Source organism: Pseudomonas sp. OTU5201 (genome assembly GCF_038440135.1).
In the GTDB taxonomy this organism is placed as follows: domain Bacteria; phylum Pseudomonadota; class Gammaproteobacteria; order Pseudomonadales; family Pseudomonadaceae; genus Metapseudomonas; species Metapseudomonas resinovorans.
On record NZ_JASATC010000020.1, the window covers coordinates 80,407 to 101,293 of the forward strand.

Sequence of the window (20,887 nt, forward strand, 5' to 3'; positions counted from 1 at the left end):
CGATCAGTTTTCCTTCTGCTTGGTGCCGAAGATCTTGTCGCCGGCATCGCCGAGGCCCGGGATGATGTAGCCGTGCTCGTTGAGCTTCTGATCGATGGAGGCGGTGAAGATCATGACGTCCGGGTGGGCATCGTTGACGACCTTGATGCCTTCGGGTGCGGCGACCAGCACCATGGCACGGATTTCCTTGCAGCCGGCGCGTTTGAGCAGGTCGATGGTCGCGACCATGGAGCCGCCGGTGGCCAGCATCGGGTCGATGATCAGCGCCAGGCGCTCGTCGATCTCCGGCGCAAGCTTCTCCAGGTAGGTGTGGGCTTCCAGGGTTTCCTCGTTGCGGGCCACGCCGACGGCGCTGACCTTGGCGCCTGGGATCAGGCTCAGCACGCCGTCGAGCATGCCGATGCCGGCGCGCAGGATGGGCACCACGGTGATCTTCTTGCCGGCGATCTTCTCGACCTGCACAGTGCCGGCCCAGCCCTGGATTTCGTAGTTTTCCAAGGGCAGGTCATTGGTCGCTTCGTAAGTCAGCAGGGCGCCGACTTCCTGTGCCAGTTCGCGGAAGTTCTTGGTGCTGATGTCGGCGCGGCGCATCAGGCCGAGCTTGTGGCGGATCAGCGGGTGGCGGATCTCACGGATGGGCATGGGAGGGTTCTCCGGCGGGCTGGCAAAAAAATTGCGTTAGCTTAATCCATTGATCACGGGCTGTGCTGCACTGACTGGTGGGTCCCGGCCGCTGATGTCGCGGTCAGGCAAGGAACTGTCACACGCGGCAGCAGCCTGCTGCAGTATGGTCGACACTCGTCCGTCGGGGCTTGCTCCGGGGCAGGCGGATGGGTACCTTTGCCGACTTTTATCTTGACGCCCCGTTCAAGTTTTCACCGGGAACCGTGCATGTTCCCCGCCGAACCCAGAGGAATTGCCATGTCCGCCGATCTCGCACACATCCGCCAGGTAATGGCCGAAGCCGACTGCCTGTACACCGAAACCCAGGTCGAGGCGGCCATCGCCCAGGTCGGCGAAGCCATCAACGGTGAGCTGGCCGAGCGCAATCCGGTGGTCTTCTGCGTGATGAACGGCGGTCTGATCTTCGCCGGCAAGCTGCTGCCCAAGCTGAACTTCCCGCTGGAGCTGTCCTACCTGCACGCCACCCGCTACCGCAACGAAACCAGCGGCGGCGAGCTGTTCTGGAAGGCCAAGCCGGAAATCTCCTTCATCGACCGCGATGTGCTGATCATTGACGACATCCTCGACGAGGGGCACACCCTGGCCGCCATCATCGACTTCTGCAAACACGCCGGTGCCGCCAACGTGCATACCGCCGTGCTGATCGACAAGACCCACGACCGCAAGGCCCGCCCGGACTTGAAGGCCGATTACGTGGGCCTGCCCTGCGAAGACCGCTACATCTTCGGCTACGGCATGGACTACAAGGGCTACTGGCGCAACGCCGCGGGTATCTTCGCGGTCAAGGGACTCTGAGCCATGGGCGCGCCACGTTTCCTCGATCAGGGCCTGTTCGCCGAATTGGCCGAGAAAGCTGCGGCGAGCCCGCGCAAGCGCCAGCACCATAACTTCCATGCCATGGAAGAGTCCTGCCATCGCATGGCGGTGGGGCTGCAACCCGAAACCTATATCCCGCCGCACCGGCACCTGTCCGCCGACAAGGCGGAAAGTTTGCTGGTGCTCAAGGGCCGTCTGGGCCTGCTGATTTTCGATGAAGGCGGCAAGGTGACCGACAAGCGCGAGCTGGTCGCCGGCGGTGATTGCATTGGCGTCGACCTGCCGCCAGGCGTGTTCCATGCCCTGGTGGTGCTGGAGCCGGACAGCCTGCTGTTCGAGTGCAAGGCCGGTCCTTACCGTCCGGTTGGCGAAGGCGAGCACCCGGCCTGGGCACCTCGCGAGGGTGAGCCAGGTGCGGCCGATTACCTGGCCTGGATGCGCTCGCTGTTCGTTTGAGGCGCATCGCTGTCCAGCCATTGCAGCGCCTTGGCCCGCGCTTGTTCCAGCGACTGCACATAGGCCAGGCGTCCGCTCTCCCGGTGGACGCCAGCGCGGCGGAGTTTCAGTCGCACTCGAGGTGAGGTGCCCACCAGCACCAGTCCTACGCCTTGGCGGCTGTAGTCGTGCAGCAGGTTCTCCAGGGCGGCCAGCGCCGTCATGTCCAGCATGGGAACCGCCCCCATTTCGACGATCACCACCTTCACCTCGGGGTTGAAACGGCGAAGCACGCTCAGGGCTTTCTCGGCTGCACCGAAGAACAGCGGCCCGCGAATAGCGTAGGCCAGCACCTGTTCGGGCAACTCGTGCAGAGCTTCGTGGAAGTGACGTGGTAGCGGGGCCGTGTCGGTGAGGTCACTCATGCGCTTGATGAACAGGCCCGCGGCCAGCAACAGGCCAACACCTACCGCCAGCACCATATCGAACAATACCGTCAGTATCAGGCAGGTCAGCAGCACCAACACGTCATTGCGCGGTGCGATGCGCAGGGTATGCGCCACATGCCGTGCCTCGCTCATGTTCCAGGCCACCATTAGCAGCAGTGCGGCCAGCGCGGCCATGGGCAGGTAGCTGAACAGCGGCGCGAGCAGCAGCATCGCCAGCAGGACCACGCCGGCGTGAATGATGGCGGCGATGGGCGAACGCGCTCCGGCACGGACGTTCGCGGCGCTGCGGGCGATGGCAGCGGTGGCAGTGATACCGCCGAACAGTGGTGCGACCAGATTGCCCAGGCCCTGGCCGACCAGTTCGGCATTGGGATCGTGGCGCGTGCCGGCCATGCCGTCGGCCACGACGGCACAGAGCAGCGATTCGATGGCGCCGAGCATGGCGATGGCGAAGGCCGGCGCCAGCAACTGGCGAATCAGCTCGAAGGACAGGCCAAGGGGCTGGCCATCCGGTCCGGGCAGTTGCCAGGGCCAGGCTAACGTCGGGAGGAAGGGCGGAATGCCGGGGTGGCTGACGCCGTCCACCACGTAGCTGAAGCGCTCGCCGAGGGTGGCGACAGGCAGGTTCATGGCCTCCAGCAGCAGGCCGAGCAGGGCTCCCATGGCCAGGGCCACGAGATGACCCGGCACTTTGGGCACCAGGCGCGGCCAGAACACCAGTACTGCGAAGCAGGCGATGGCCACCAGGGTGTCGCCGAGGTGAGTGGTCGGCAGCGCTTCGCCCAGCAGGCGTAACTGGTCCACATAGTTCTGCGGCGTCTGCGCCAGCTGCAGGCCCAGAAGGTCCTTGATCTGCAGGGTAGCGATGACGATGCCGATGCCGGCAGTGAAGCCCAGGGTCACCGGATAGGGGATGAACTGGATCAGCCGGCCCAGGCGCGCCAGGCCCATGGCGATGAGGATCAGCCCGGCCATCAGGGTACAGAGCAGCAGACCGCCCAGCCCGAACTGCTGGGTGATGGGCAGCAGGATCACCACGAAGGCTGCGGTGGGGCCTGAGATATTGAAGCGCGAGCCGCCAGTGAGGGCGATCAACGGCGCGGCCATCAGCACCGTGTAGAGGCCGTGCTGCGGGGCTACGCCGACTGCAATGGCCAGCGCCATGGCCAAGGGAATGGCGATGATGCCGACGGTCACGCCAGCGGCCAGGTCGCCACGCAGGCTAGCCAGCGAGTACCCCTCGCACAGGGACTGGCGCAGGGCAGCAAATAGTGGGGGGAGGTATGTGGACATGGTGGCTCCTTCGCTGGAACTCGCCGAGTATAGGGTCTGGAATGCCAGTTGAGGTTTGACCTGAGTCGTATGCCAGGGCGCCCCGGGCCCGTGCTAGAGTGCTGCGCTCCCTTGCTGTTGGAGCTTTCGATGTCCTCGCCCCTGCGCCTCGGTGCTGCTCTCGCGCTGATCCTCAGCCTGCCTGCTGGTGCGGCTGAAACCCCGCCCATGCACGCTCAGTTCCTGCCGCCGGATGATCTTTCGCTGCGCCAGGAACAGCCTGATCAGCAGCAGTTGATCCAGATCACCGAGTACTCGGTCGTGTTGGGTAGCCAGCGCCAGTCCAACCAGCAGCCGATTCCGATCACCTCGCCCGCCGTGGTGCACCTCAAGGGCAAGCCGCTGAGCAAGGGCGCCGAATTGCGCCAGGTGGTGATCCAGTTCGACGTCGAGGGCAAGAGCTTGAAGAAGCCGAGCTATGACCCCCAGAGCCGCATCCTCAGCCTGAATTACCCGATGGTGCAGTACACGGCCGTGCTTGATCTGTTGCGCAACGGGCCGGTGTATTGCCAGTTCCTCAGCTACCCCAACGGCCATGTCTGGGCCGACCTGCACAGCGGCGCGGTACGCCTGCGTTGAGCGTGGGGGCCGGGCGGAGGTAAACTGCCCGCCCCGTGATACCTGGCCCGAGAGAAGTGAGCGATGCGTAAAGACAAGAAGCAGGTGATTGGCGAAGAAATCTCCGAAGACTCGATCAAGCTGTTCCTCGCGGTCGAGCCGGCTGACTCCACGCCGCCGTCGCTGCACAAGCTGATCAAGGCCTACCGTGGCCTGCGCATCGATGACTTCGAGCGCTTCGTCGGCTTCTTCGTCGAAGCCGGTTACGACCTCAATGCCAAGGATGAGCAGGGCAACGACTTCATCGCCCTGATTCAGGACCAGCGCCAGGCTGAGCCCTATATTGAAGTGATCAAGGCTGCGCGTGGCTGATACCTTGCGCTAGCGAATGAGCCCCGCCATCGAGTGGGGGCTTTTTCTTTGGCGCTGATGCTCGGCTTGCACAAGACAGGCGCGTCGAGACGGCTTTCAGCAGACAAAAAAACCGCCCCGAAGGGCGGTTTTTTTTCGATCAGCGTGATGCCGTGGCTCAGGCGATGCTCTGGGTCGCGGTGTCGACGCTGGTCAGGCCCAAGCGCTCGTCGGAGCGGGTGCTGACTTCGCGGTACAGGGCCGCGTCGCTTTCCAGGGCCTTCTCGCGGGCCGGGAAGATTTCCTTCAGCTTGGCAACCCACTGCTCGGAACGGGCCTGCTCGGCGAAGCAGCGCTCGATCAGGTTGAGCATGATGGACACGGTCACGGACGCACCCGGAGAGGCACCCAGCAGGGCTGCGATGCTGCCGTCTTCGGCCGAGACCAGCTCGGTGCCGAATTGCAGGATGCCGCCGTTCTTCGCGTCCTTCTTGATGATCTGCACGCGCTGGCCGGCCACTTCCAGGCGCCAGTCGGCCGGGTTCAGGTCCGGATAGAACTTGCGCAGGGCATCCAGGCGCTGTTCCTGGGATTGCATCACTTCCTTGACCAGGTAGCGGGTCAGGTCGAAGTTGTCGCGAGCGACGGCCAGCATCGGGCCGAGATTGCTCGGGCGTACCGAGAGCGGCAGGTCCATGAAGGAACCGTGCTTGAGGAACTTGGTGGTGAAGCCGGCGTAAGGGCCGAACAGCAAGGACTTCTTGCCATCGACCACACGGGTGTCCAAATGCGGCACGGACATCGGCGGGGCGCCGACTTCGGCCTGGCTGTAAACCTTGGCCTGGTGCTGCTTGACCACTTCCGGGTTGTCGCAGCGCAGCCACTGGCCGCTTACCGGGAAGCCGCCGAAGCCCTTGCCTTCGGGGATGCCGGAGAGCTGCAGCAGCGGCAGTGCGCCGCCGCCGGCACCAAGGAACACGAAGCGTGCGGACACTTCGCGGCTGGTGCCGGTCTGGGTGTTCTTGATGCTGGCTTTCCAGCCCTTGTCGGTACGGTTGAGGTCGGTGACCTTCTGGAAGTAGCTGACACGGGTATTCGACAGGCTGGTGAGGTATTGCAGCAGCTGATTGGTGACCGCGCCGAAGTTGACGTCGGTGCCGTTCATGGCGCGGGTCGCGGCGATCTTCTCGGACGCGTCGCGGCCTTTCATCATCAGCGGCGTCCATTTGGCCATGGTGGCGCGGTCTTCGGTGTACTCCATCTCGCTGAAGGCGTGATGTTGGCGGAGCAGCTCGAAGCGCTTCTTGAGGAAGGCAGTGTCCTTGTCGCCGCGCACGAAAGAAAGGTGCGGGACGGCGTTGATGAAGGTTTTGGGCGAGCCGAATGCGCTCTTGCCGCTCATGTAGGCCCAAAACTGCTTGGAGACCTCGAACTGGGCGTTGATGCTGACGGCCTTCTTGATGTCGATGGAGCCATCGGCCGCCTGGGGCGTGTAGTTCAACTCGCAGAGGCCTGCATGGCCGGTACCTGCGTTGTTCCAGGGGTTGGAGCTCTCGATGGCCCCCGACTCCCGGAGTTCTGCAATCTCCAGCTTGATGCCGGGATCGAGCTCTTTAAGCAGTACTGCCAGCGTAGCGCTCATGATGCCGGCCCCGACCAGCAACACGTCCACTGCTTCGTAATCGTTTTGCGCCATTTGCTCGCCACTCTCTCGTGAAGTAGTGAAAAACCGTCTTCTCACGCTCTTTTGGAGACGTGAACCTCAAAAGGATCGCCTACCCCCGGGCAGGCCGCTTCCGTCTGCGCGCGCGATACTACGCATGCGTCCCTGCAAAAAGCGTTTGCAATTCGGGCGAAAGGATGCGGCGAACCAACGAGTGGCAGCACGAAAAGTGGACGGCTCTCTGTGGGGCTGTGCGGATGCCCAAGCTGGCGCGAGGTGCGGTGTTGCGAGGCCCGATCAGGAGACGACCTTATAATCGGGGGGCGATTATAACGATGAAATCGGGGGAATAGGGCGCTTGCTGTGACTTTTCTTCATCCGCCGGTCAGGCTGCCAACGCGCGGCGGCGTGCAGGCTGTCCGACGACCGGTGCGACGCAGGCGCTGGCGGGGAGGGGCTGGTCGAGCCAGGCGAGGCTGGATTCGCGGACTTCCACCCAGTTGCCGGTGGCCGGGCAGTCGATTCCCTGGTGCAGGCCACGGCAGATCCCGGCGGTATCCACCAGGGCGAAGCATCGGCGTTGCGGGCGACGGGCGAACAGGGACCAGAAGAGGATCATCGGGACTACTCCAATCAGGGCAGCACCTTTATCCCACGCGGGCGTGACAAGGGCATGACAGGAACCGTAAGCACGGATGGCGGTCTGACATTGCACGGGAATGGCGCTCTGTCAGTACCCTGGCTGGCTGGTTATACTGCCGGCCGTTTTGCCTTCACTCCTGGAGAGATAAAGCATGCTGAAACGCCCGTTGCTTGGCCTGCTGGCCGCCCTCAGCCTGACCCTGGTCGGCTGTGCCCTCAGCCCGCAGCAACTCAGCCCGCAACCAAAACTCACCGGCCCGCTGACCCCGATGGGCCAGGGTCAGCCGGTGGTGGTGCGCGTCGCCGATGGTCGTCCGTCCCCGGTGCTTGGCACCCGTGGCGGCATCTATTCCGACACCAGCGCGATCAGCGTGCAGAGCCAGGACATCCTGCCGCGCCTGCAGGCTGAGGCCGAGGCCGCTGTGCGTCTTCTGGGCTTCACCCCGTCCCCGAACGCTTACAACGCCCCGCAGTTGACCCTGACCCTGGCCGACCTGAAGTACCAGTCGCCCAAGGAAACCTATGTCACCGAGGCCAACATCAGTGCCAGTTTCCGCGTCGATGTGCAGAACAGCACCCGTCGCTACAGCGGCAAATACGGCGCTTCGCTGAACCAGCGCTTCGGTACCGCACCGAACCAGCAGACCAACACCAAGCTGGTGAGCGATGTGCTGAGCGACGCCCTGACCCGTGCCTTCAAGGACCCGACTATCGGTCAGGTGCTTTCGCAGTAAGGCAAACCCTGCACGATGGAGCCCGGCCAAGCGCCGGGCTTTTTTCTACGTGCAACTGCAGTTCCGTGGGTTATTTGTGGGAGCGGTTGCAGCGGCATTCGTCGGAACGACCACGTCACCGGGCCTGGTTTCGGTAAAATCCGAGCCTTCCGAGAAGCCGCCTGGTCTAGGGCGGACATTTCCTTGTCTTGCAGGTTGCGTGCACGGTCGCACCGCCTGAAGCGGAGTTGAAGATGTCGCTGCAGGCGCTTTGGGCCATGTTCCTGGCTCACCCCGCACAGGTTGTAAATGGCCTGGCTTTGTTCTTTGCATGTGCCGGCGCCTGGGTGTTGCTGGCTACCCGTCTGCGCGAGCAGCGTTCCATTGCCCGTCTGGCCGCCGAGAGCGATCTGGAAGAGATGGAAGCCACCGACGTGCAGGATGAGTTTGCTCGGCGCCTCAATCGCTTCTTCTACAGTTTCGGCTATTTCAGCTTGGCAGTAGCTCTGGGCGTGTCCTGGGCCAGTACGCAACTCTGAGTGCAGCAGTGCAAAACAAAAACGGCGACCCAAGGGTCGCCGTTTTGCGTTCTGGAGCCTGGTTAAAGCGGTAGACCTGCCTTGATCCGGTACTGATTGCGCACCGGGGTGGCGTACTGCTGGATCAGGTAGGGGCGTTGCTCCTCGGGGCAGGCGCCCAGGCGCTTCTGCCACTCTGCCTCGGCGCGGGCCAGTTCGTCGCCACTGAACACTTCCGCTGCCGTCGGGACCTGCAGTTCCGGGTCGCGGTCGCCCCACAGGGCGTAAGCCAGGTAGTGCACCGGGAACAGGCGATATCCGCCGAGGATCTGTTTGTCGATTTCCTGGGCCAGTTGCTTGGCGTCTTCGCTGGCACTGCCGATCTCGCTGCCGAAGGCAATGTGCACCCGGCCCTTGTAGCCGGTGATGCCCAGGGCAATGCTGGTGTCGTCTTCACCCGCGGCCTTGGCGTAGCTGCCCGTGCTGGCGCGGATTTGCAGTTCACGAGCCTTGGCCTGGTCGCAGGGGTCGTACTCGTAGCTGATGGATACCGGAATCAGGTGCAGGTCACGAATCACATTCGAGAAGGGCTCGTCCTTGCGACTCATGTGGAACATCTTGAGGATCGCCGAATCGGTGCGGTCATCACCGTCCTTGGCGCGGCCCTCGGCCTGGGCGATCCAGATCGACTGTCCATCCTGGCGGATCGAGTGATTGATGTAGGCCGACAGCAGTTGGAAGGCGGCCAGCTTCTCGCGGCGTCCAGCCAGGTTGCGGTGCACGATGAAGCTCTTGTTCAGGCGCATCAGGTCGCTGACGTAGGGCTTCTGCAGCAGGTTGTCGCCGATGGCGATGCGGGGCGTCGGAAGGCCTGCGTGGTACACGGCGTAGTTGACGAAGGCCGGGTCCATGACGATGTCGCGGTGGTTGGCCAGGAACAGGTAGGCGGTGCCTGGCTTGAGGCGTTCCACGCCCGAGTAGGTCACGCCGTCAGTGGCGCGCTCGATGGTGTTGTCCACATAGGGCTCGATGCGGTCCTGCAACGCGGCCACTGAATCGATGCTGGCGAACTCCCGACGTAGCCGATGAGCTATAACAGGCTTGAGGAGCCAGCCCAGCGGCCCCGCCAGTTTCGGGAAACGATAGCGGGTGAGGGTGCCGAGGAAGGCGTCATCGGCGAACAGGCGCGAGAGCACTGCCGGTACCTCGGCATCGTCATAGGGTCGGATGGCTTCAAATTCGCCCATTGGTCACTCTTGTTCTGGAATCGGCTGGGTAAAAGGGGAGGAGGCCCCGACATGTCAGGCTGCGTGAAAACGTCGCGAGCGCAGCAGTTTTCATTCAGTCTGAATACGGGGCGTCAAATAGACCGGCGATTATACAGGCAAGTCACACGGGAGGCGGGATGCTGGAAACAGAGGATTACCAATGCCCTTACTGCGGCGAGCCGGCCGAAACTGTGCTCGATCTCTCGGGTGGCGACCAGCAATACATTGAAGATTGTCCGGTGTGCTGCCGGCCCATCCTGTTCCGGCTCTGGACCGACGGCCAGGACTGGAGCCTGGAGGTTCGCCGGGAGGATGACTGATGCGGCGCATCTATGAGCCCCGGGACCTGATCGAAGCCGAACTGCTGTTGGGCATGCTCTCCAGTGAGGGCGTGGAGGCCCACCTGGCCGGTAGCCATCTGCTCGGGGGCATCGGGGAACTGCCGATGTTCGGCTTGCTCGGCCTGCTGGTCGAGGATGACGACGCCGAACGCGCCAGCGGGTTGATCGCCGCGTACAATGCCGCGCAACCCCTGCCGGGCGAAGAGCCTGACAGCTATCCCGGCACACTGCTCTGCTGACCCCCGACCTGAACAGGTTGCCCCATGTCTGGACGTTTCGCCCTGTTTCGCTGGACGCCTGCACTGGCGGCCCTTCCTGGATTTCCCGCCAACCATCAACCGCACTGGAATCTGGCCCCCGGTGGCCGGGTATTGATGCTGCGTGAACTGGGTGACCAGCGCCGCGCCGACATGGCCCGCTGGGGCCTGACTCCGGCCTGGCTCACTGACCTGTCGAAGACCCCCGCCCATGCCCGTGTCGAAACCCTGGCCGATCAGCCGATGTTCCGCGAAGCCTTCCGTTCGCGGCGCTGCCTGATCCTGGCCAATGGTTTCTACGAGTGGCGCGGTGTGCGCAAGCGGCCCTACTGGGTCAGCGCCGAAGGCGGAATCATGTACTTCGCCGCGCTGTGGGAGGCCTATCCGGTCGATGGCATGGAATACCTCAGCCTGGCGATGGTCACCCAGCCCGTGGCCGACCTGCGTCGCCCGCTGGTGCTGGACGAGGACGGCCAGCGGCTCTGGCTGGCCGCTGATTCGACGCCAATGCAGTTGCTCGAACTGCTGGCCAGGCCGGGGCCGCAGTTGCGCGAACGCCCACTGGCGAACCTGGTGAATGATCCGAAACTGGACGGGCCGGAGTGCCTGACGCCGGCCTGAGGTGCCCTTTCCCCTACGAAAAAGCCCCTCGTCGTGAGGGGCTTTTGGTTTTACACCCTGAACTGATTGATCAGCCGCCTTTGCTGCTCGGCTAGCTTGGTCAGTTCGGCGCTGGCCTGGGAGGCTTCGTCGGCGCCGCCGGCGACCTCGTTGGCCACTTGGCCGATGTTGATCACGTTGCGGTTGATGTCTTCGGCGACCGCGCTCTGTTCCTCGGCCGCGCTGGCGATCTGGGTGTTCATGTCGTTGATCACCGATACCGCCTGGGTGATCGATTCCAGCGCATGGGCGGCCTCGTTGGCGTGCTGCACGCTGGTGTCGGTCTTCTCCTGGCTGTCCTGCATCACCTTCACCACTTCGCGGGTGCCGTGCTGCAGTTGCTGGATCATCGTCTGGATTTCTTCGGTGGCCTGCTGGGTCTTTTGCGCCAGGTTACGCACTTCATCGGCGACCACTGCGAAGCCGCGGCCCTGCTCACCCGCGCGCGCTGCCTCGATGGCCGCGTTCAGCGCCAGCAGGTTGGTCTGCTCGGCGATGCCGCGGATGGCGACCAGGATGGCGTTGATGTTCTCGCTGTCCTTGGCCAGGTTCTGCACCACGCCCACGGCGCGGCCGATTTCGGTGGCCAGGGCGGAGATGGCTTCGGCGGTGCTGTGGACGATGCGCTTGCCGTGGTTGGCTGCCTGGTCGGCGTGGCTGGCCGCTTCCGCCGCGTGGGTGGCGTTGCGCGCCACGTCCTGGGCGGTGGCGGTCATCTCATGGACGGCGGTGGCCACCAGCTCGATCTCCGCCAGTTGCTTCTGCACGCCCTGGTTGGTGCGGATGGCGATATCGGCGGTGTGCTCGGACGAATCGCTGACCTTCTGCACCGAGGTCACCACCTGGCTGATCATCGATTGCAGCTTGCCGAGGAAGGTATTGAAGCCGCCGGCGATGGCACCCATTTCGTCGGCACGATTGTTGTGCAGGCGTTGGGTCAGGTCGCCGTCGCCCTTGGCGATATCGTCGAGCATGCCGACCATCTGGCGGAGCGGACGGGCGATGCCGTAGCCGACGAACCAGATCACCAGCAGACCGAGACCGGCGATCAGCAGGCCTACCAGGGTCATGCCGAAGATATCGGCGTCGCGCTGGGCGGCGAGGTCGCCCTGCAACTGGGACAGTTCCTTCATCACTGCCTGCACGGGCAGTTGGATGAGCAGCACCCAGCGGGCGTCGGTGTCGCCGATACCGAACGGCACCATCAGTTCGATGCGCTGGCTGGCCTGGTCGATGCGGTAGGACGGCTGGTTGCCGGAGAACCCACGCAGGCTGTCCATGGTGCTGGTGTCGAACACCTTGGCAGCTTCTTCACCCAGTTTGGCGCTGTCCCTGGAGTAGGCCACCAGGCGGTGGTTGTTGGCGATCAGGGCCATGTCGCCGGCACCGTCATAAAGCTGCTGGTCGGCCTTGGTCAGCAGGTCCTGGATGAAATTCAGGGAGAAGTCGGCGCCACTAATGCCGCGGAATTCGCCCTTGATCATGATCGGCGCGGTAAATGACGAAAGGATCATGATCTTTCCGCCCACGTTGTAGGGCGCGGGATCGATCGCGCAGGTTTTCTTGCGTTCTTTCGGGCAGAGGTAGTACTCGCCTTCGCGGACGCCCGTGTTGAGCATCTTCTCGCTTTCCATGAAACCAATGGCGTCCTGGCCCAGGCTGCCGTCTGCGTTGCGGAACCACCAGGGCAGGAAGCGGCCTGTACCGTCGTAACCGTTGCCTTTCTGTCCGGCGTAGTTGGCATCGGCGCCGTCGATGGCATTGGGCTCCCAGCCGATGTAGCTACCGTTCAGCTTGGGATTGCGCTCGGTGGTCTGGCGCACCAGATTGTTGAGCTGCTCGCGGCTGATGCTCAGCTTTGGATGGCCGGCCTCATCGGTTTCCCCCAGCATGCTGTTGAGGTTGGCCATGTTCTTGGCGATGCCCAGCGGCAATTCCATCTCGCGCTGGATCTGGCTGACCTGGGAACTGGCAAGGGCCACCAGCCGCTCGTTGATGACCTGTTCGAGCAGCGCCTGGGTTCGTTGCTGCACCAGTTCCTGGGTTTTTGCACCGGAAAGCAGTGCGTAGAGCACCAGGGCGGCAACCACCGCCAGCACACTGGCTCCTGCCAAGGCTGCGATGGAGAATTGAATGGACCTGAACTTCATGTGGGCTCCGGGAAAAAGGACTTCACCTTGCATCTGTATATCGGCAGCACTGTGAAATTTCCTAAATCACCCATGCAGAAAAAAGCGTCGCCGGCTTGTCTACATGCGACGCGGTTGCCGGGTTATCTGGCCGGCCGTAGCATTACCGACCTCGAAAAGAGATGGAGAGCCATCATGGCCAAGCTGTTTTACCTGTCCGGGCTGACCGCGGCCCTGCTCCTGGCAGGATGCCAGGCCGTCAACACCACCAGCGGCGGAGCAGTGGGCGTCGAGCGCAAGCAGTACATGTTCAGCATGCTGTCGAGTGCCGAACTCAATCAGATGTACGCCCAGTCGTACCAGCAGACCCTGAGCGAAGCCTCGCAAAAGGGTGTGCTGGACAAGAACAGCAGCGACGCCCGTCGTGTCGACGCGATTGCCAAGCGCCTGATCGCCCAGACGCCCGCGTTCCGCCCGGACGCCGCGCAATGGGCGTGGGAAGCCAACGTGATCGACAGCAACGAGCTCAACGCCAACTGTGGTCCGGGTGGCAAGATCATTGTTTACAGCGGCTTGATCGATAAGCTCAAACTCACCGATGACGAACTGGCGGCGGTGATGGGCCACGAGATCGCCCACGCCCTGCGCGAACACAGCCGTGAAGCCATGTCCAAGGCCTATGGCGTGCAAATGGCCAACCAGATCGGCTCGGTGCTGGGCGTCGGTCAGGCCGGCCTGGGCATGGCCAATGCGGGTGTCGACTACCTGATGACCCTGCCCAATAGCCGTTCCAACGAGAACGAGGCGGACCTGATCGGCCTCGAGCTGGCCGCCCGTGCCGGCTACGACCCGAACGCCGCGATCACCCTCTGGCAGAAGATGGAGCAGGCCGGTGGCGGTGCGCCGCCGGAGTTCATGAGCACGCACCCGTCCTCCAGCTCGCGGATGTCGTCGCTGAAGGCGTCCATTCCGAAAGTGATGCCGCTGTACCAGCAGGCCAAGGGACAACGCTGAGGAGAGCAAGATGCTGGCCCAGCGGCTGGCATCCCGGCAACCCGCGTTCTAGACTGCTTGCCGCCACTTCGGACTCTCCGGGGTGGCGAACCTCCAACGGATGAGGAGCTGCAGTGAAAATCGCCGTACTTGGAGCAACCGGCCTGCTCGGCCATCACACGGCTCGGGCGGTGAAGGCCGCGGGGCACCAGCTGGTGCTGATACACCGGCCGTCGTCACGGATCGAACGGCTGGCCTACCTGGAGCCCGAGTGCCGGGCCGCCGAACTGCTCGATCATGCCGGTCTCACTCGCACGCTCAGTGGCCTGGACGGTGTGATCTTCTGCGCCGCAGGCTACCCGAAGCGGCCGCGCCGCTGGCAGGAAGAGGTTGCCAGCGCCCTCGACGAGACCAACCACTTCTACGCCGCCTGCCTCGCTGCCCACGTGCCGCGCATTCTCTATACCGGCGCTGCCATTGCCCTGCCGCGCCATCCCGAAGGCCTGCCCGGTCACGAGGGGTTGTTCTATGAAGGCATGCCGCGCTGGAAGAACGCTTATCTGCTGAGCAAGTGGGCGCTGGATGAACAGGCCCGTGAACAGGCCCGTAGCGGCCTGCCGGTGATCATCGGAATTCCTGGCATGTGCCTCGGTGAGTTCGATGCGGGCCCCAGTACCGGACGCATCGTTACCGCCCTGGCCCAAGGCTGGATGACCCATTACGTACCAGGGCGACGCAACGTGGTGGATGCCGCCGACGCCGGGCGCGGCCTGCTGCTGGCGCTGGAGAAGGGGCGGGTGGGCGAGCGCTACCTGCTGGCTGGGCAGAACATCGAGATGGCCGAACTGACTGAGCGCATCGCCAACCTGCTTGGCGTGCAGCCGCCGCAACCGATGCCGCTGGCGTTAGCCAAGGGCATGGCAGCGCTCGGCAGGATGCGTTACCGGCTCTCAGGCGAGTTGCCGAAGCTGGATGACACGGCCATCGCGGTGATGGCCGGCGGGCAGTTCCTGGATGGCAGCAAGGCGCGCCACGAACTGGGCTTCGTTGCCGAGACGCCGCTGGAGGTCACCCTGGAACGCACCATCGGCTGGTTCCGGGCCAACGGCTATCTCTGATCAGGGCAGGGCTTTCTCAGCCAGGGGCTGGGTCGAAAGGCCAAGCTGGGCGCGGAAGCTTTCCATGTCGAACATGGTGCAGATCTCCTGTACTTCACCCAGACTGTTGAGGGTCCAGAAGGCCATGGCCGAGATGCTGAGAATCCTGTCGCTGGGTGGATAGCCGAGGGCGGGCTTCTGGATGCTGCCGATTAGTGTGCACCAGGTCACCACCTTGTTGCCTTCGGCTATGCATTCCTCCACCACCACTTCCAGGTCGGGCATGGCATCGCGGATGTTCGCCACCATCTGGCTGTAGGCACTGCTGTTGAGGGGCCGGCCAATGAAGGAGCTCTTGTAGAGGAAGTCCTTGCTCTGCAACTGCTCGGCCAGCGCCAGCCGGCCCTTGTTCCACGACAGCTCGATGTGTTGGCGAACCAGCCTTTTCATATCGTCCAGTGACACGATGTGCTCCCCTGCGCCTTGATCCAGCGCGCTACTTTACCAGTACGCTCGTTCCAGCCATTGGCCGAAACGCCGTCGGTTCAAGGCAACCTCGTAGGGTGCCGCCGTGGCGCGCTCGACGCCTCGGCGAGGGCGAGTCCATCCAATTACGAAAGGCTGTGCAGGGGCCCGTCAGATTATTCCGCTGAGTTTCAGCGCTTCGTATACGGCGTAGACGGCGAGGGCGGCGAAGGCGACGGCGGCCAGGCGGCGGATCAGCGCCAGCGGCAGGCGATCAGCAGCGAAGTTGCCGGCGAGCACCACCGGGACGTTGGCAATCAGCATGCCGAGGGTAGTGCCCAGGACCACCATCACGAAATGCGGGTACTGCGCTGCCAGCATCACAGTGGCAACCTGGGTCTTGTCGCCCATTTCGGCGAGGAAGAAGGCGATCAGGGTGGTGACGAACGGGCCGTACTTCTTCAGCCCGGACTCTTCGTCGTCATCCAGCTTGTCCGGTACCAGGGTCCAGAGGGCGACGGCGGCGAAAGAGGCGGCAAGAATCCAGCTCAGGGTGGCGGCGGAGAAGAAGCTGGCAACCCAGGAGCCAACGGCACCGGCAGCGAAATGGTTGGCGAGGGTGGCGGCGACTATGCCCCAGATGATTGGCCAGGGCTTGCGGAAGCGGGCGGCGAGCAGAAGCGCGAGCAACTGAGTCTTGTCACCGATTTCGGCGAGGGCAACGATCAGAGTCGGGACGAAGAGGGATTCCAGCATCAGGGTTCCTACGGGGGCGGGTCGACTAATCACCATGACACACGCAATCTGCCCACCCCGGGTCAGGTTGCACGTGTCATAGGTCTTGTCAAACCGCGTTCCGTGTAAAAAGTGGCCTGCACTCGCTCATGCTGCGTTGAAGGCAGGCTCGGAATGCTCATTTACAGTCGTAAACTCCGCTTCCTCGCCAGCCTTCGCCTTGCCTGAACTTCGCTCGGCGACTTTTTCCTACGGAACCCACAAAGGGTCGGTCGCATGCGCCATGGTCTGTGGACCAAGTGTGTTGACGCATGCCATGCGAGCAGGGCGCTCGCGGGAGACTACTCCCCTAGGACGGAGCGCATTTTGCACAAGCCGGGTCACCCCGGCAAGTGCGAATTTCCGGTCGGTCAGTTGTCGCCGCCGCGCACGTCCATCTTCGCGTAGCTCACCAGACGGCTGCCCTTCTTCAGGCGGTAACCCAGCCAGATGGCGAGGAACAGCGGCAGGCTGATGTAGGTGGCCGCAAGGCCCGCCCAGTCGATGCGATCACCGAAGAACGCCTGGTAGTTCTGCCCGAGGGTGATTGCCAGGCACAGGATGAAGGCGAACAGCGGGCCGAAGGGGAACAGCTTGGCGCGGTAGGGCAGGTCTTCCAGGCGACCGCCTTGGGACAGGTAGCCCTTGCGAAAGCGGTAGTGGGAGATGGCGATGCCCAGCCAGGCGATGAAGCCACACATGCCCGAGGTGTTCAGCAGCCAGGTGTAGAGGGTGCTGTCGCCGACGATCGAGGTGAAAAAGCACAGCGCGCCGACCAGGGTGGTGGCGTAGAGGGCGTTGCGCGGCACGCCGCTGGCGGACAGGCGAGAGAAGAGCCTCGGTGCCTTGCCCTGCAGCGCCAGGTTGTAAAGCATGCGGCTGGACGCGTACATGCCCGAGTTGCCGGCCGAGAGGATGGCGGTAAGGATCACCGCGTTCATCACGCTCGCCGCAGCAGCGAAACCGGCGCGCTCGAACAGCAGGGTGAAGGGTGAAACGCTGATATCGCTGGCGTCGTTCTTCAGCAGGTTCGGCTCGGTGTAGGGGATCAGCATGCCGATCACGAAGATGGCCAGGATGTAGAACATCAGGATTCGCCAGAACACCTGGCGGATGGCGATGGGGATATTCTTCTTCGGGTTCTCCGACTCGCCTGCGGCAATGCCGATCAACTCGGTGCCCTGGAATGAGAAGCCGGCGATCATCGCGACGCCGACCATGGCCTGCAGGCCGCCGACGAAGGGGGCATCACCCAGGGTGAAGTTGCTGAAGCCAGGAGACTCGATGCCGCCCATGATGCCGAAGATGGTGGCCAGGCCAATGCCGATGAACACCACCACTGTCACGACCTTGATCAGGGCGAACCAGAACTCGCTTTCGCCGAAGCCCTTCACCGAGATCACGTTGAGCAGGAACATCAGGCCGAGGAACAGGGCGCTCCAGTAGATGCCGGGCACGTCCGGCAGCCAGAAACTCATGATCAGCTGCGCCGCTACCAGTTCAGCGGCAATGGTCACCGCCCAGTTGTACCAATAGTTCCAGCCCAGGGCGAAACCGAAGCCATCGTCGACGAAGCGGCTGCCATAAGTGCTGAACGATCCGGAAACCGGGATGTGCGCGGCCATCTCGCCCAGGCTGGTCATCAGGAAGTAGACCATCAGGCCAATCAGTGCGTAGGCCAGCAGCGCGCCGCCTGGTCCGGCAGTTGCGACCGTGGCGCCGGAGGCGACGAACAGGCCGGTACCGATGGAGCCGCCGATGGCGATCATGTTCAGGTGGCGGGGTTTGAGGGAGCGATGCAGCCCATCCTTGGGTGGAGTGGCGCTGGCAATGTTCAAATCGGTCACAAAGATCTCCAGATCCCCCGGCCGGGACCGGGGGAGAGGGCGGCTATTTTATGCCGCTTGAGCATGGGTATTGAGGTGGTACCCGCCAGGTCAGACCCGGCGGGAACGGTAAATGCGGAAGCCATCCCCTTCGGCGAGGGTCTGGCAGGGGCCGAGATGGTACTCGATAAGCGGCGGGTATTTGAGGAAGCTGTTGGCCACGATGCGCAATTCGCCCCCTGGCAGCAGGTGATCCCTGGCCTCGCGCAGCAAGTCTTCGCTGGCCTGGTAATCGGTATGCACACCCTGGTGGAAGGGCGGATTGCTGACGATCGCCGCCAGGCCTTCGGGCGCGCCATGGATACCGTCTGCAGCGATCACGTCGCCTTCCAGGCGATTGGCGGCCAGGGTCAGGCGGCTGCTGGCGACCGCAAAGGCATCCACGTCCAGCAGGGTCAGCTGGCTCTGTGGATAACGGCGCTTGAGTACTGCGCCGAGCACCCCGGCACCGCAGCCGAAGTCCAGCAGATGGCCGCCAGGCAATCCCTCCAGTTGCTGCAGGAGCAGGGCGCTGCCGCGGTCCAGCCGGCCATGGCTGAACACGCCAGGCAGGCTCACTACTTCCAGCGGGCCGTCAGTCAGGTCCAGGCGATAGCGCTGGGCCAGGGCTTCCAGGTCGGGGGCGGCGGGAGCCTGGTCGATGTTTATCTGCCAGAGCTGGCAGTGGCGCGCGCTGTCCAGCTTGCGCGGCTTGCCGAGGGCGGCCAATTGCTTGGCAGCGCGTTCGATGCCGCCGCGCTTCTCGCCGACGAGGAACAGTTCGCCACCGGGCAGGCGCGCGGCGAGCGCAGCCAGCAGGTAGTCGGTGAGCTCGCGGGATTTGGGCAGGAATAGCACGGCCGCGGCAAAGGGCACGTCCGGCGGCGTGGTGCCGAACTGGCTACGCCCGGCGAAGCGGGCTTCCAAGGCTGCCTGTTCACCGGCGTGCCAGCTCCAGCCGCTGGCCTGCGGCAAGGTGCCGAGCAGGTCGTCCGCCGGCAGCCCGGCCAGCAGCACCGGGCGTTGGAACAGTTCCGCCTGCCTGAGCAGGACTTCGCTGCGAGGGTCCATCTGAAGAAAGATCCTGATAAAAGCAGCGAATTTTATCAGGAACTTGTAGGAACTAGCTTACGACTCTGACGGGCGAATCCTTCAGCCAGGCGACGCCGTTGTCGGCGAGTTGCTGCACGATGCGCTGGCGGGCCTCGCGGCTGCCCCACGCGTTGTGCGGCGTGACGATCAGGCGCGGGATGTCGGCGGCCAGCAACGGGTTGCCGTCGCGCGGCGGCTCCTGAGTCAGTACGTCGGTGGCGGCACCGCCCAGATGGCCGCTGCGCAGGGCGCTGGCCAGGGCCGCTTCGTTCACCAGGCCGCCACGGGCGGTGTTCACCAGCAAGGCGCCGGGCTTCATCAGGGCCAGTTCGGCGGCACCGATCATGTCGCGGGTCTGTTCATTGAGCGGGCAGTGCAGGGTCAGGGCATCGACCTGGGGCAACAGCTCATGCAGCGGCAGGCGGTCGGCGCGCTGAGGGCGCCCGGGGAGTTGGCCGAGCAGCACGCGCATGCCGAAGGCTTCGGCCAGGCGCGCCACTGCACCCCCCAGCTCACCGTGGCCGAGCAGGCCCAGGGTCTTGCCCTCCAGTTCCATGATGGGGAAGTCCAGCAGGCAGAACTGGCTGGCTTGCTGCCAGCGGCCGGCGCGCACGGCGGCCTGGTAGTCCGGCAAGCTGGTGGCGAGTGCGAGCAGCAGCGCCAGGGTGTGCTGGGCCACCGACGGCGTGCCGTAGGCCTGGCAGTTGCAGACGGTGATGCCATGGTTGCGAGCGGCTTCCAGATCGATGTTGTTGGTGCCGGTGGCGGCTACCAGGATCAGCTTGAGATCCGGGTTGGCGGCCATGCTGGCGGCGTCGATACGCACCTTGTTGCTGATAGCCACCTGGGCGCCGCGCAGGCGCTTGGCCACCTCATCGTCAGCGGATTGCGCGTGCAGTTGCAGTTCGCCGAAGGCCAGCCGCAGCGGGGCCAGGTCGAGGTCGCCAAGATCGAGAGAAGCATGGTCGAGGAATACGGCGCGGCTGCTGTTCATGCGGGGTTGTACCTTTTGCGAGTCCGTTGGAAGGCGTAAGGTTGCCAGCCTACCAAAGCTTGTTACATCCCTCGGAGGTCGCATGTACTGGACGGAATTCCTCACCGTCGCCCTGATTCACCTGCTGGCTGTGGCCAGCCCCGGTCCGGACTTCGCCATCGTGGTGCGCGAGAGCGTGGCCCACGGTCGCCGCGCGGGTACCTGGACGGCTTTGGGCGTGGGCATGGGCATCTTTGTGCATGTGGCCTATTCGCTGCTGGGCATCGGCCTGATCGTGTCGCAGTCGATCATGCTCTTCAACGCGTTGAAATGGGCGGCTGCCGCCTATCTGCTGTACATCGGCATCAAGGCCCTGCGCGCCAAACCCGCAGACCCGGTGGCAGCGGAAGCCTCCCTCATGGCCGGCGAGCGCAGCCCGCGCGGCGCCTTCGTCACCGGCTTCGTCACCAATGGCCTGAACCCCAAGGCGACCCTGTTCTTCCTGTCGCTGTTCACCGTGGTCATCAATCCGCATACGCCGCTGGCCATCCAGGCCGGCTACGGCGTCTACCTGGCCTTTGCCACCGCCGCCTGGTTCAGCCTGGTGGCGATGCTGTTCAGCCAGCGCCGGGTGCGCGCCGGGTTCGCGCGCATGGGGCACTGGTTCGATCGGTTGATGGGTGCGGTGCTTGTGGGGCTGGGGATCAAGCTGGCCTTTACCGAGCTGAAGTGAACCACCTCGGGCGGACCTTCGGCCCGCTTGGCGAATTCATTGGCTATGTCTGCATGACGTGTTGTAGGCAGCTGCATTG

The 20,887-nt window shown here is 63.8% G+C and carries 23 protein-coding genes, 1 pseudogene and 1 riboswitch; of the genes and pseudogenes, 12 read left to right on the forward strand and 12 right to left on the reverse strand.

Going from position 1 to position 20,887, the window contains the following annotated elements:
* Nucleotides 1-3 precede the first annotated feature (3 nt).
* Nucleotides 4-642, reverse strand: coding sequence for a uracil phosphoribosyltransferase (upp, locus tag AAHM40_RS14405; RefSeq protein ID WP_028629936.1), 639 nt, complete (start codon nucleotides 640-642; stop codon nucleotides 4-6).
* A gap of 279 nt (nucleotides 643-921) precedes the next feature.
* Between upp and AAHM40_RS14410 the strand changes: the two genes are divergently transcribed.
* Complete coding sequence (locus AAHM40_RS14410) at nucleotides 922-1,479, forward strand: hypoxanthine-guanine phosphoribosyltransferase (RefSeq protein WP_342245259.1); 558 nt, start codon at nucleotides 922-924, stop codon at nucleotides 1,477-1,479.
* Nucleotides 1,480-1,482: 3 nt separating this feature from the next.
* On the forward strand, nucleotides 1,483-1,956 hold the full coding sequence (locus AAHM40_RS14415; protein ID WP_342245260.1) for a WbuC family cupin fold metalloprotein: 474 nt from the start codon (nucleotides 1,483-1,485) through the stop codon (nucleotides 1,954-1,956).
* Here the strand turns inward: AAHM40_RS14415 and dauA are convergent.
* The gene (gene dauA, locus AAHM40_RS14420) at nucleotides 1,923-3,677 is read right to left on the reverse strand and encodes a C4-dicarboxylic acid transporter DauA (protein ID WP_342245261.1); all 1,755 of its coding nucleotides are present in this window, start codon (nucleotides 3,675-3,677) and stop codon (nucleotides 1,923-1,925) included. The two genes, AAHM40_RS14415 and dauA, sit on opposite strands and share 34 nt — an antisense overlap.
* 129 nt (nucleotides 3,678-3,806) lie before the next feature.
* Here dauA and AAHM40_RS14425 point away from each other — a divergent pair, with 129 nt between their 5' ends.
* Both AAHM40_RS14425 and AAHM40_RS14430 read left to right on the forward strand, forming a co-directional pair.
* A complete protein-coding gene (locus tag AAHM40_RS14425) occupies nucleotides 3,807-4,295 on the forward strand; it encodes a hypothetical protein (RefSeq protein ID WP_342245262.1) in 489 nt (162 codons plus the stop codon).
* Nucleotides 4,296-4,358: 63 nt separating this feature from the next.
* Nucleotides 4,359-4,646 (forward strand): PA4642 family protein, encoded by a 288-nt coding sequence (locus AAHM40_RS14430; RefSeq protein WP_028629941.1) that lies wholly within the window; start codon nucleotides 4,359-4,361, stop codon nucleotides 4,644-4,646.
* Nucleotides 4,647-4,803: 157 nt separating this feature from the next.
* On the opposite strand, the gene mqo is transcribed toward AAHM40_RS14430, so the two are convergent.
* Both mqo and AAHM40_RS14440 read right to left on the reverse strand, forming a co-directional pair.
* Entirely contained in the window at nucleotides 4,804-6,366 is a 1,563-nt protein-coding gene (gene mqo, locus AAHM40_RS14435) for a malate dehydrogenase (quinone) (RefSeq protein ID WP_342245263.1), read from the reverse strand.
* Between the two features lie 307 nt (nucleotides 6,367-6,673).
* A complete protein-coding gene (locus tag AAHM40_RS14440; protein ID WP_342245264.1) occupies nucleotides 6,674-6,907 on the reverse strand; it encodes a hypothetical protein in 234 nt (77 codons plus the stop codon).
* Between the two features lie 175 nt (nucleotides 6,908-7,082).
* Between AAHM40_RS14440 and AAHM40_RS14445 the strand changes: the two genes are divergently transcribed.
* Both AAHM40_RS14445 and AAHM40_RS14450 read left to right on the forward strand, forming a co-directional pair.
* Nucleotides 7,083-7,664: a YajG family lipoprotein gene (locus tag AAHM40_RS14445; protein WP_028629944.1), complete on the forward strand. Its 582-nt coding sequence runs from the start codon at nucleotides 7,083-7,085 to the stop codon at nucleotides 7,662-7,664.
* A 233-nt stretch (nucleotides 7,665-7,897) separates the two neighbouring features.
* Complete coding sequence (locus AAHM40_RS14450; RefSeq protein WP_342245265.1) at nucleotides 7,898-8,182, forward strand: hypothetical protein; 285 nt, start codon at nucleotides 7,898-7,900, stop codon at nucleotides 8,180-8,182.
* A gap of 62 nt (nucleotides 8,183-8,244) precedes the next feature.
* On the opposite strand, the gene AAHM40_RS14455 is transcribed toward AAHM40_RS14450, so the two are convergent.
* On the reverse strand, nucleotides 8,245-9,408 hold the full coding sequence (locus tag AAHM40_RS14455; RefSeq protein ID WP_342245266.1) for a 1-acyl-sn-glycerol-3-phosphate acyltransferase: 1,164 nt from the start codon (nucleotides 9,406-9,408) through the stop codon (nucleotides 8,245-8,247).
* 158 nt (nucleotides 9,409-9,566) lie between these two features.
* Here AAHM40_RS14455 and AAHM40_RS14460 point away from each other — a divergent pair, with 158 nt between their 5' ends.
* The 3 genes from AAHM40_RS14460 to AAHM40_RS14470 are packed head-to-tail and all read left to right on the forward strand — an operon-like array spanning nucleotide 9,567 to nucleotide 10,648.
* Nucleotides 9,567-9,749, forward strand: a complete 183-nt coding sequence (locus AAHM40_RS14460; RefSeq protein WP_342245267.1) for a CPXCG motif-containing cysteine-rich protein — start codon at nucleotides 9,567-9,569, stop codon at nucleotides 9,747-9,749.
* Nucleotides 9,749-10,009 carry a putative signal transducing protein gene (locus AAHM40_RS14465; protein WP_028629948.1) on the forward strand — a complete coding sequence of 87 codons (261 nt, stop codon included), beginning with the start codon at nucleotides 9,749-9,751 and terminating at the stop codon, nucleotides 10,007-10,009. Before AAHM40_RS14460 ends, AAHM40_RS14465 begins: the two co-directional genes overlap by 1 nt.
* A gap of 24 nt (nucleotides 10,010-10,033) precedes the next feature.
* Nucleotides 10,034-10,648 carry an SOS response-associated peptidase gene (locus AAHM40_RS14470; RefSeq protein ID WP_342245268.1) on the forward strand — a complete coding sequence of 205 codons (615 nt, stop codon included), beginning with the start codon at nucleotides 10,034-10,036 and terminating at the stop codon, nucleotides 10,646-10,648.
* Nucleotides 10,649-10,698: 50 nt separating this feature from the next.
* Here the strand turns inward: AAHM40_RS14470 and AAHM40_RS27280 are convergent, their stop codons facing one another.
* Both AAHM40_RS27280 and AAHM40_RS27285 read right to left on the reverse strand, forming a co-directional pair.
* Nucleotides 10,699-11,541 carry a methyl-accepting chemotaxis protein gene (locus AAHM40_RS27280; protein ID WP_371926399.1) on the reverse strand — a complete coding sequence of 281 codons (843 nt, stop codon included), beginning with the start codon at nucleotides 11,539-11,541 and terminating at the stop codon, nucleotides 10,699-10,701.
* A 15-nt stretch (nucleotides 11,542-11,556) separates the two neighbouring features.
* Nucleotides 11,557-12,870 (reverse strand): annotated as a pseudogene (locus AAHM40_RS27285) (HAMP domain-containing protein); the annotation flags it as partial.
* Nucleotides 12,871-13,011: 141 nt separating this feature from the next.
* On the opposite strand from AAHM40_RS27285, the gene AAHM40_RS14480 reads away from it, so the two are divergent.
* Nucleotides 13,012-13,830, forward strand: coding sequence for a M48 family metallopeptidase (locus AAHM40_RS14480; RefSeq protein WP_342245270.1), 819 nt, complete (start codon nucleotides 13,012-13,014; stop codon nucleotides 13,828-13,830).
* 113 nt (nucleotides 13,831-13,943) lie between these two features.
* Complete coding sequence (locus tag AAHM40_RS14485; protein WP_342245271.1) at nucleotides 13,944-14,927, forward strand: NAD-dependent epimerase/dehydratase family protein; 984 nt, start codon at nucleotides 13,944-13,946, stop codon at nucleotides 14,925-14,927.
* Here the strand turns inward: AAHM40_RS14485 and AAHM40_RS14490 are convergent, their stop codons facing one another.
* From AAHM40_RS14490 to AAHM40_RS14510, 5 genes are all read right to left on the reverse strand, one after another.
* Nucleotides 14,928-15,371, reverse strand: a complete 444-nt coding sequence (locus AAHM40_RS14490; protein ID WP_342245272.1) for a ketosteroid isomerase-related protein — start codon at nucleotides 15,369-15,371, stop codon at nucleotides 14,928-14,930.
* 171 nt (nucleotides 15,372-15,542) lie between these two features.
* The gene (locus AAHM40_RS14495; protein ID WP_342245278.1) at nucleotides 15,543-16,124 is read right to left on the reverse strand and encodes a TMEM165/GDT1 family protein; all 582 of its coding nucleotides are present in this window, start codon (nucleotides 16,122-16,124) and stop codon (nucleotides 15,543-15,545) included.
* 236 nt (nucleotides 16,125-16,360) lie between these two features.
* Nucleotides 16,361-16,468, reverse strand: a riboswitch (yybP-ykoY riboswitch).
* Between the two features lie 48 nt (nucleotides 16,469-16,516).
* Nucleotides 16,517-17,992: an amino acid permease gene (locus AAHM40_RS14500; RefSeq protein WP_446731574.1), complete on the reverse strand. Its 1,476-nt coding sequence runs from the start codon at nucleotides 17,990-17,992 to the stop codon at nucleotides 16,517-16,519.
* A gap of 90 nt (nucleotides 17,993-18,082) precedes the next feature.
* Complete coding sequence (locus AAHM40_RS14505; RefSeq protein WP_342245273.1) at nucleotides 18,083-19,081, reverse strand: class I SAM-dependent methyltransferase; 999 nt, start codon at nucleotides 19,079-19,081, stop codon at nucleotides 18,083-18,085.
* A 52-nt stretch (nucleotides 19,082-19,133) separates the two neighbouring features.
* On the reverse strand, nucleotides 19,134-20,096 hold the full coding sequence (locus AAHM40_RS14510) for a 2-hydroxyacid dehydrogenase (protein ID WP_342245274.1): 963 nt from the start codon (nucleotides 20,094-20,096) through the stop codon (nucleotides 19,134-19,136).
* Between the two features lie 82 nt (nucleotides 20,097-20,178).
* Here AAHM40_RS14510 and AAHM40_RS14515 point away from each other — a divergent pair, with 82 nt between their 5' ends.
* Nucleotides 20,179-20,808, forward strand: a complete 630-nt coding sequence (locus AAHM40_RS14515) for a LysE family translocator (RefSeq protein WP_342245275.1) — start codon at nucleotides 20,179-20,181, stop codon at nucleotides 20,806-20,808.
* Nucleotides 20,809-20,887: the final 79 nt, after the last annotated feature.

Excerpts from the sequence above, each read along its gene's own strand:
- AAHM40_RS14510 (WP_342245274.1), bottom strand. The coding sequence starts at position 20,096 with ATGAACAGCAGCCGCGCCGTATTCCTCGACCATGCTTCTCTCGATCTT.
- dauA (WP_342245261.1), bottom strand. The coding sequence starts at position 3,677 with ATGTCCACATACCTCCCCCCACTATTTGCTGCCCTGCGCCAGTCCCTG.
- AAHM40_RS14425 (WP_342245262.1), top strand. The coding sequence starts at position 3,807 with ATGTCCTCGCCCCTGCGCCTCGGTGCTGCTCTCGCGCTGATCCTCAGC.
- AAHM40_RS14505 (WP_342245273.1), bottom strand. The coding sequence starts at position 19,081 with ATGGACCCTCGCAGCGAAGTCCTGCTCAGGCAGGCGGAACTGTTCCAA.
- AAHM40_RS14445 (WP_028629944.1), top strand. The coding sequence starts at position 7,083 with ATGCTGAAACGCCCGTTGCTTGGCCTGCTGGCCGCCCTCAGCCTGACC.
- AAHM40_RS14465 (WP_028629948.1), top strand. The coding sequence starts at position 9,749 with ATGCGGCGCATCTATGAGCCCCGGGACCTGATCGAAGCCGAACTGCTG.
- AAHM40_RS14455 (WP_342245266.1), bottom strand. The coding sequence starts at position 9,408 with ATGGGCGAATTTGAAGCCATCCGACCCTATGACGATGCCGAGGTACCG.
- AAHM40_RS14430 (WP_028629941.1), top strand. The coding sequence starts at position 4,359 with ATGCGTAAAGACAAGAAGCAGGTGATTGGCGAAGAAATCTCCGAAGAC.
- AAHM40_RS14470 (WP_342245268.1), top strand. The coding sequence starts at position 10,034 with ATGTCTGGACGTTTCGCCCTGTTTCGCTGGACGCCTGCACTGGCGGCC.
- upp (WP_028629936.1), bottom strand. The coding sequence starts at position 642 with ATGCCCATCCGTGAGATCCGCCACCCGCTGATCCGCCACAAGCTCGGC.
- AAHM40_RS14480 (WP_342245270.1), top strand. The coding sequence starts at position 13,012 with ATGGCCAAGCTGTTTTACCTGTCCGGGCTGACCGCGGCCCTGCTCCTG.
- AAHM40_RS27280 (WP_371926399.1), bottom strand. The coding sequence starts at position 11,541 with ATGATCAGCCAGGTGGTGACCTCGGTGCAGAAGGTCAGCGATTCGTCC.
- AAHM40_RS14450 (WP_342245265.1), top strand. The coding sequence starts at position 7,898 with ATGTCGCTGCAGGCGCTTTGGGCCATGTTCCTGGCTCACCCCGCACAG.
- AAHM40_RS14415 (WP_342245260.1), top strand. The coding sequence starts at position 1,483 with ATGGGCGCGCCACGTTTCCTCGATCAGGGCCTGTTCGCCGAATTGGCC.
- AAHM40_RS14440 (WP_342245264.1), bottom strand. The coding sequence starts at position 6,907 with ATGATCCTCTTCTGGTCCCTGTTCGCCCGTCGCCCGCAACGCCGATGC.
- AAHM40_RS14515 (WP_342245275.1), top strand. The coding sequence starts at position 20,179 with ATGTACTGGACGGAATTCCTCACCGTCGCCCTGATTCACCTGCTGGCT.
- AAHM40_RS14410 (WP_342245259.1), top strand. The coding sequence starts at position 922 with ATGTCCGCCGATCTCGCACACATCCGCCAGGTAATGGCCGAAGCCGAC.
- AAHM40_RS14460 (WP_342245267.1), top strand. The coding sequence starts at position 9,567 with ATGCTGGAAACAGAGGATTACCAATGCCCTTACTGCGGCGAGCCGGCC.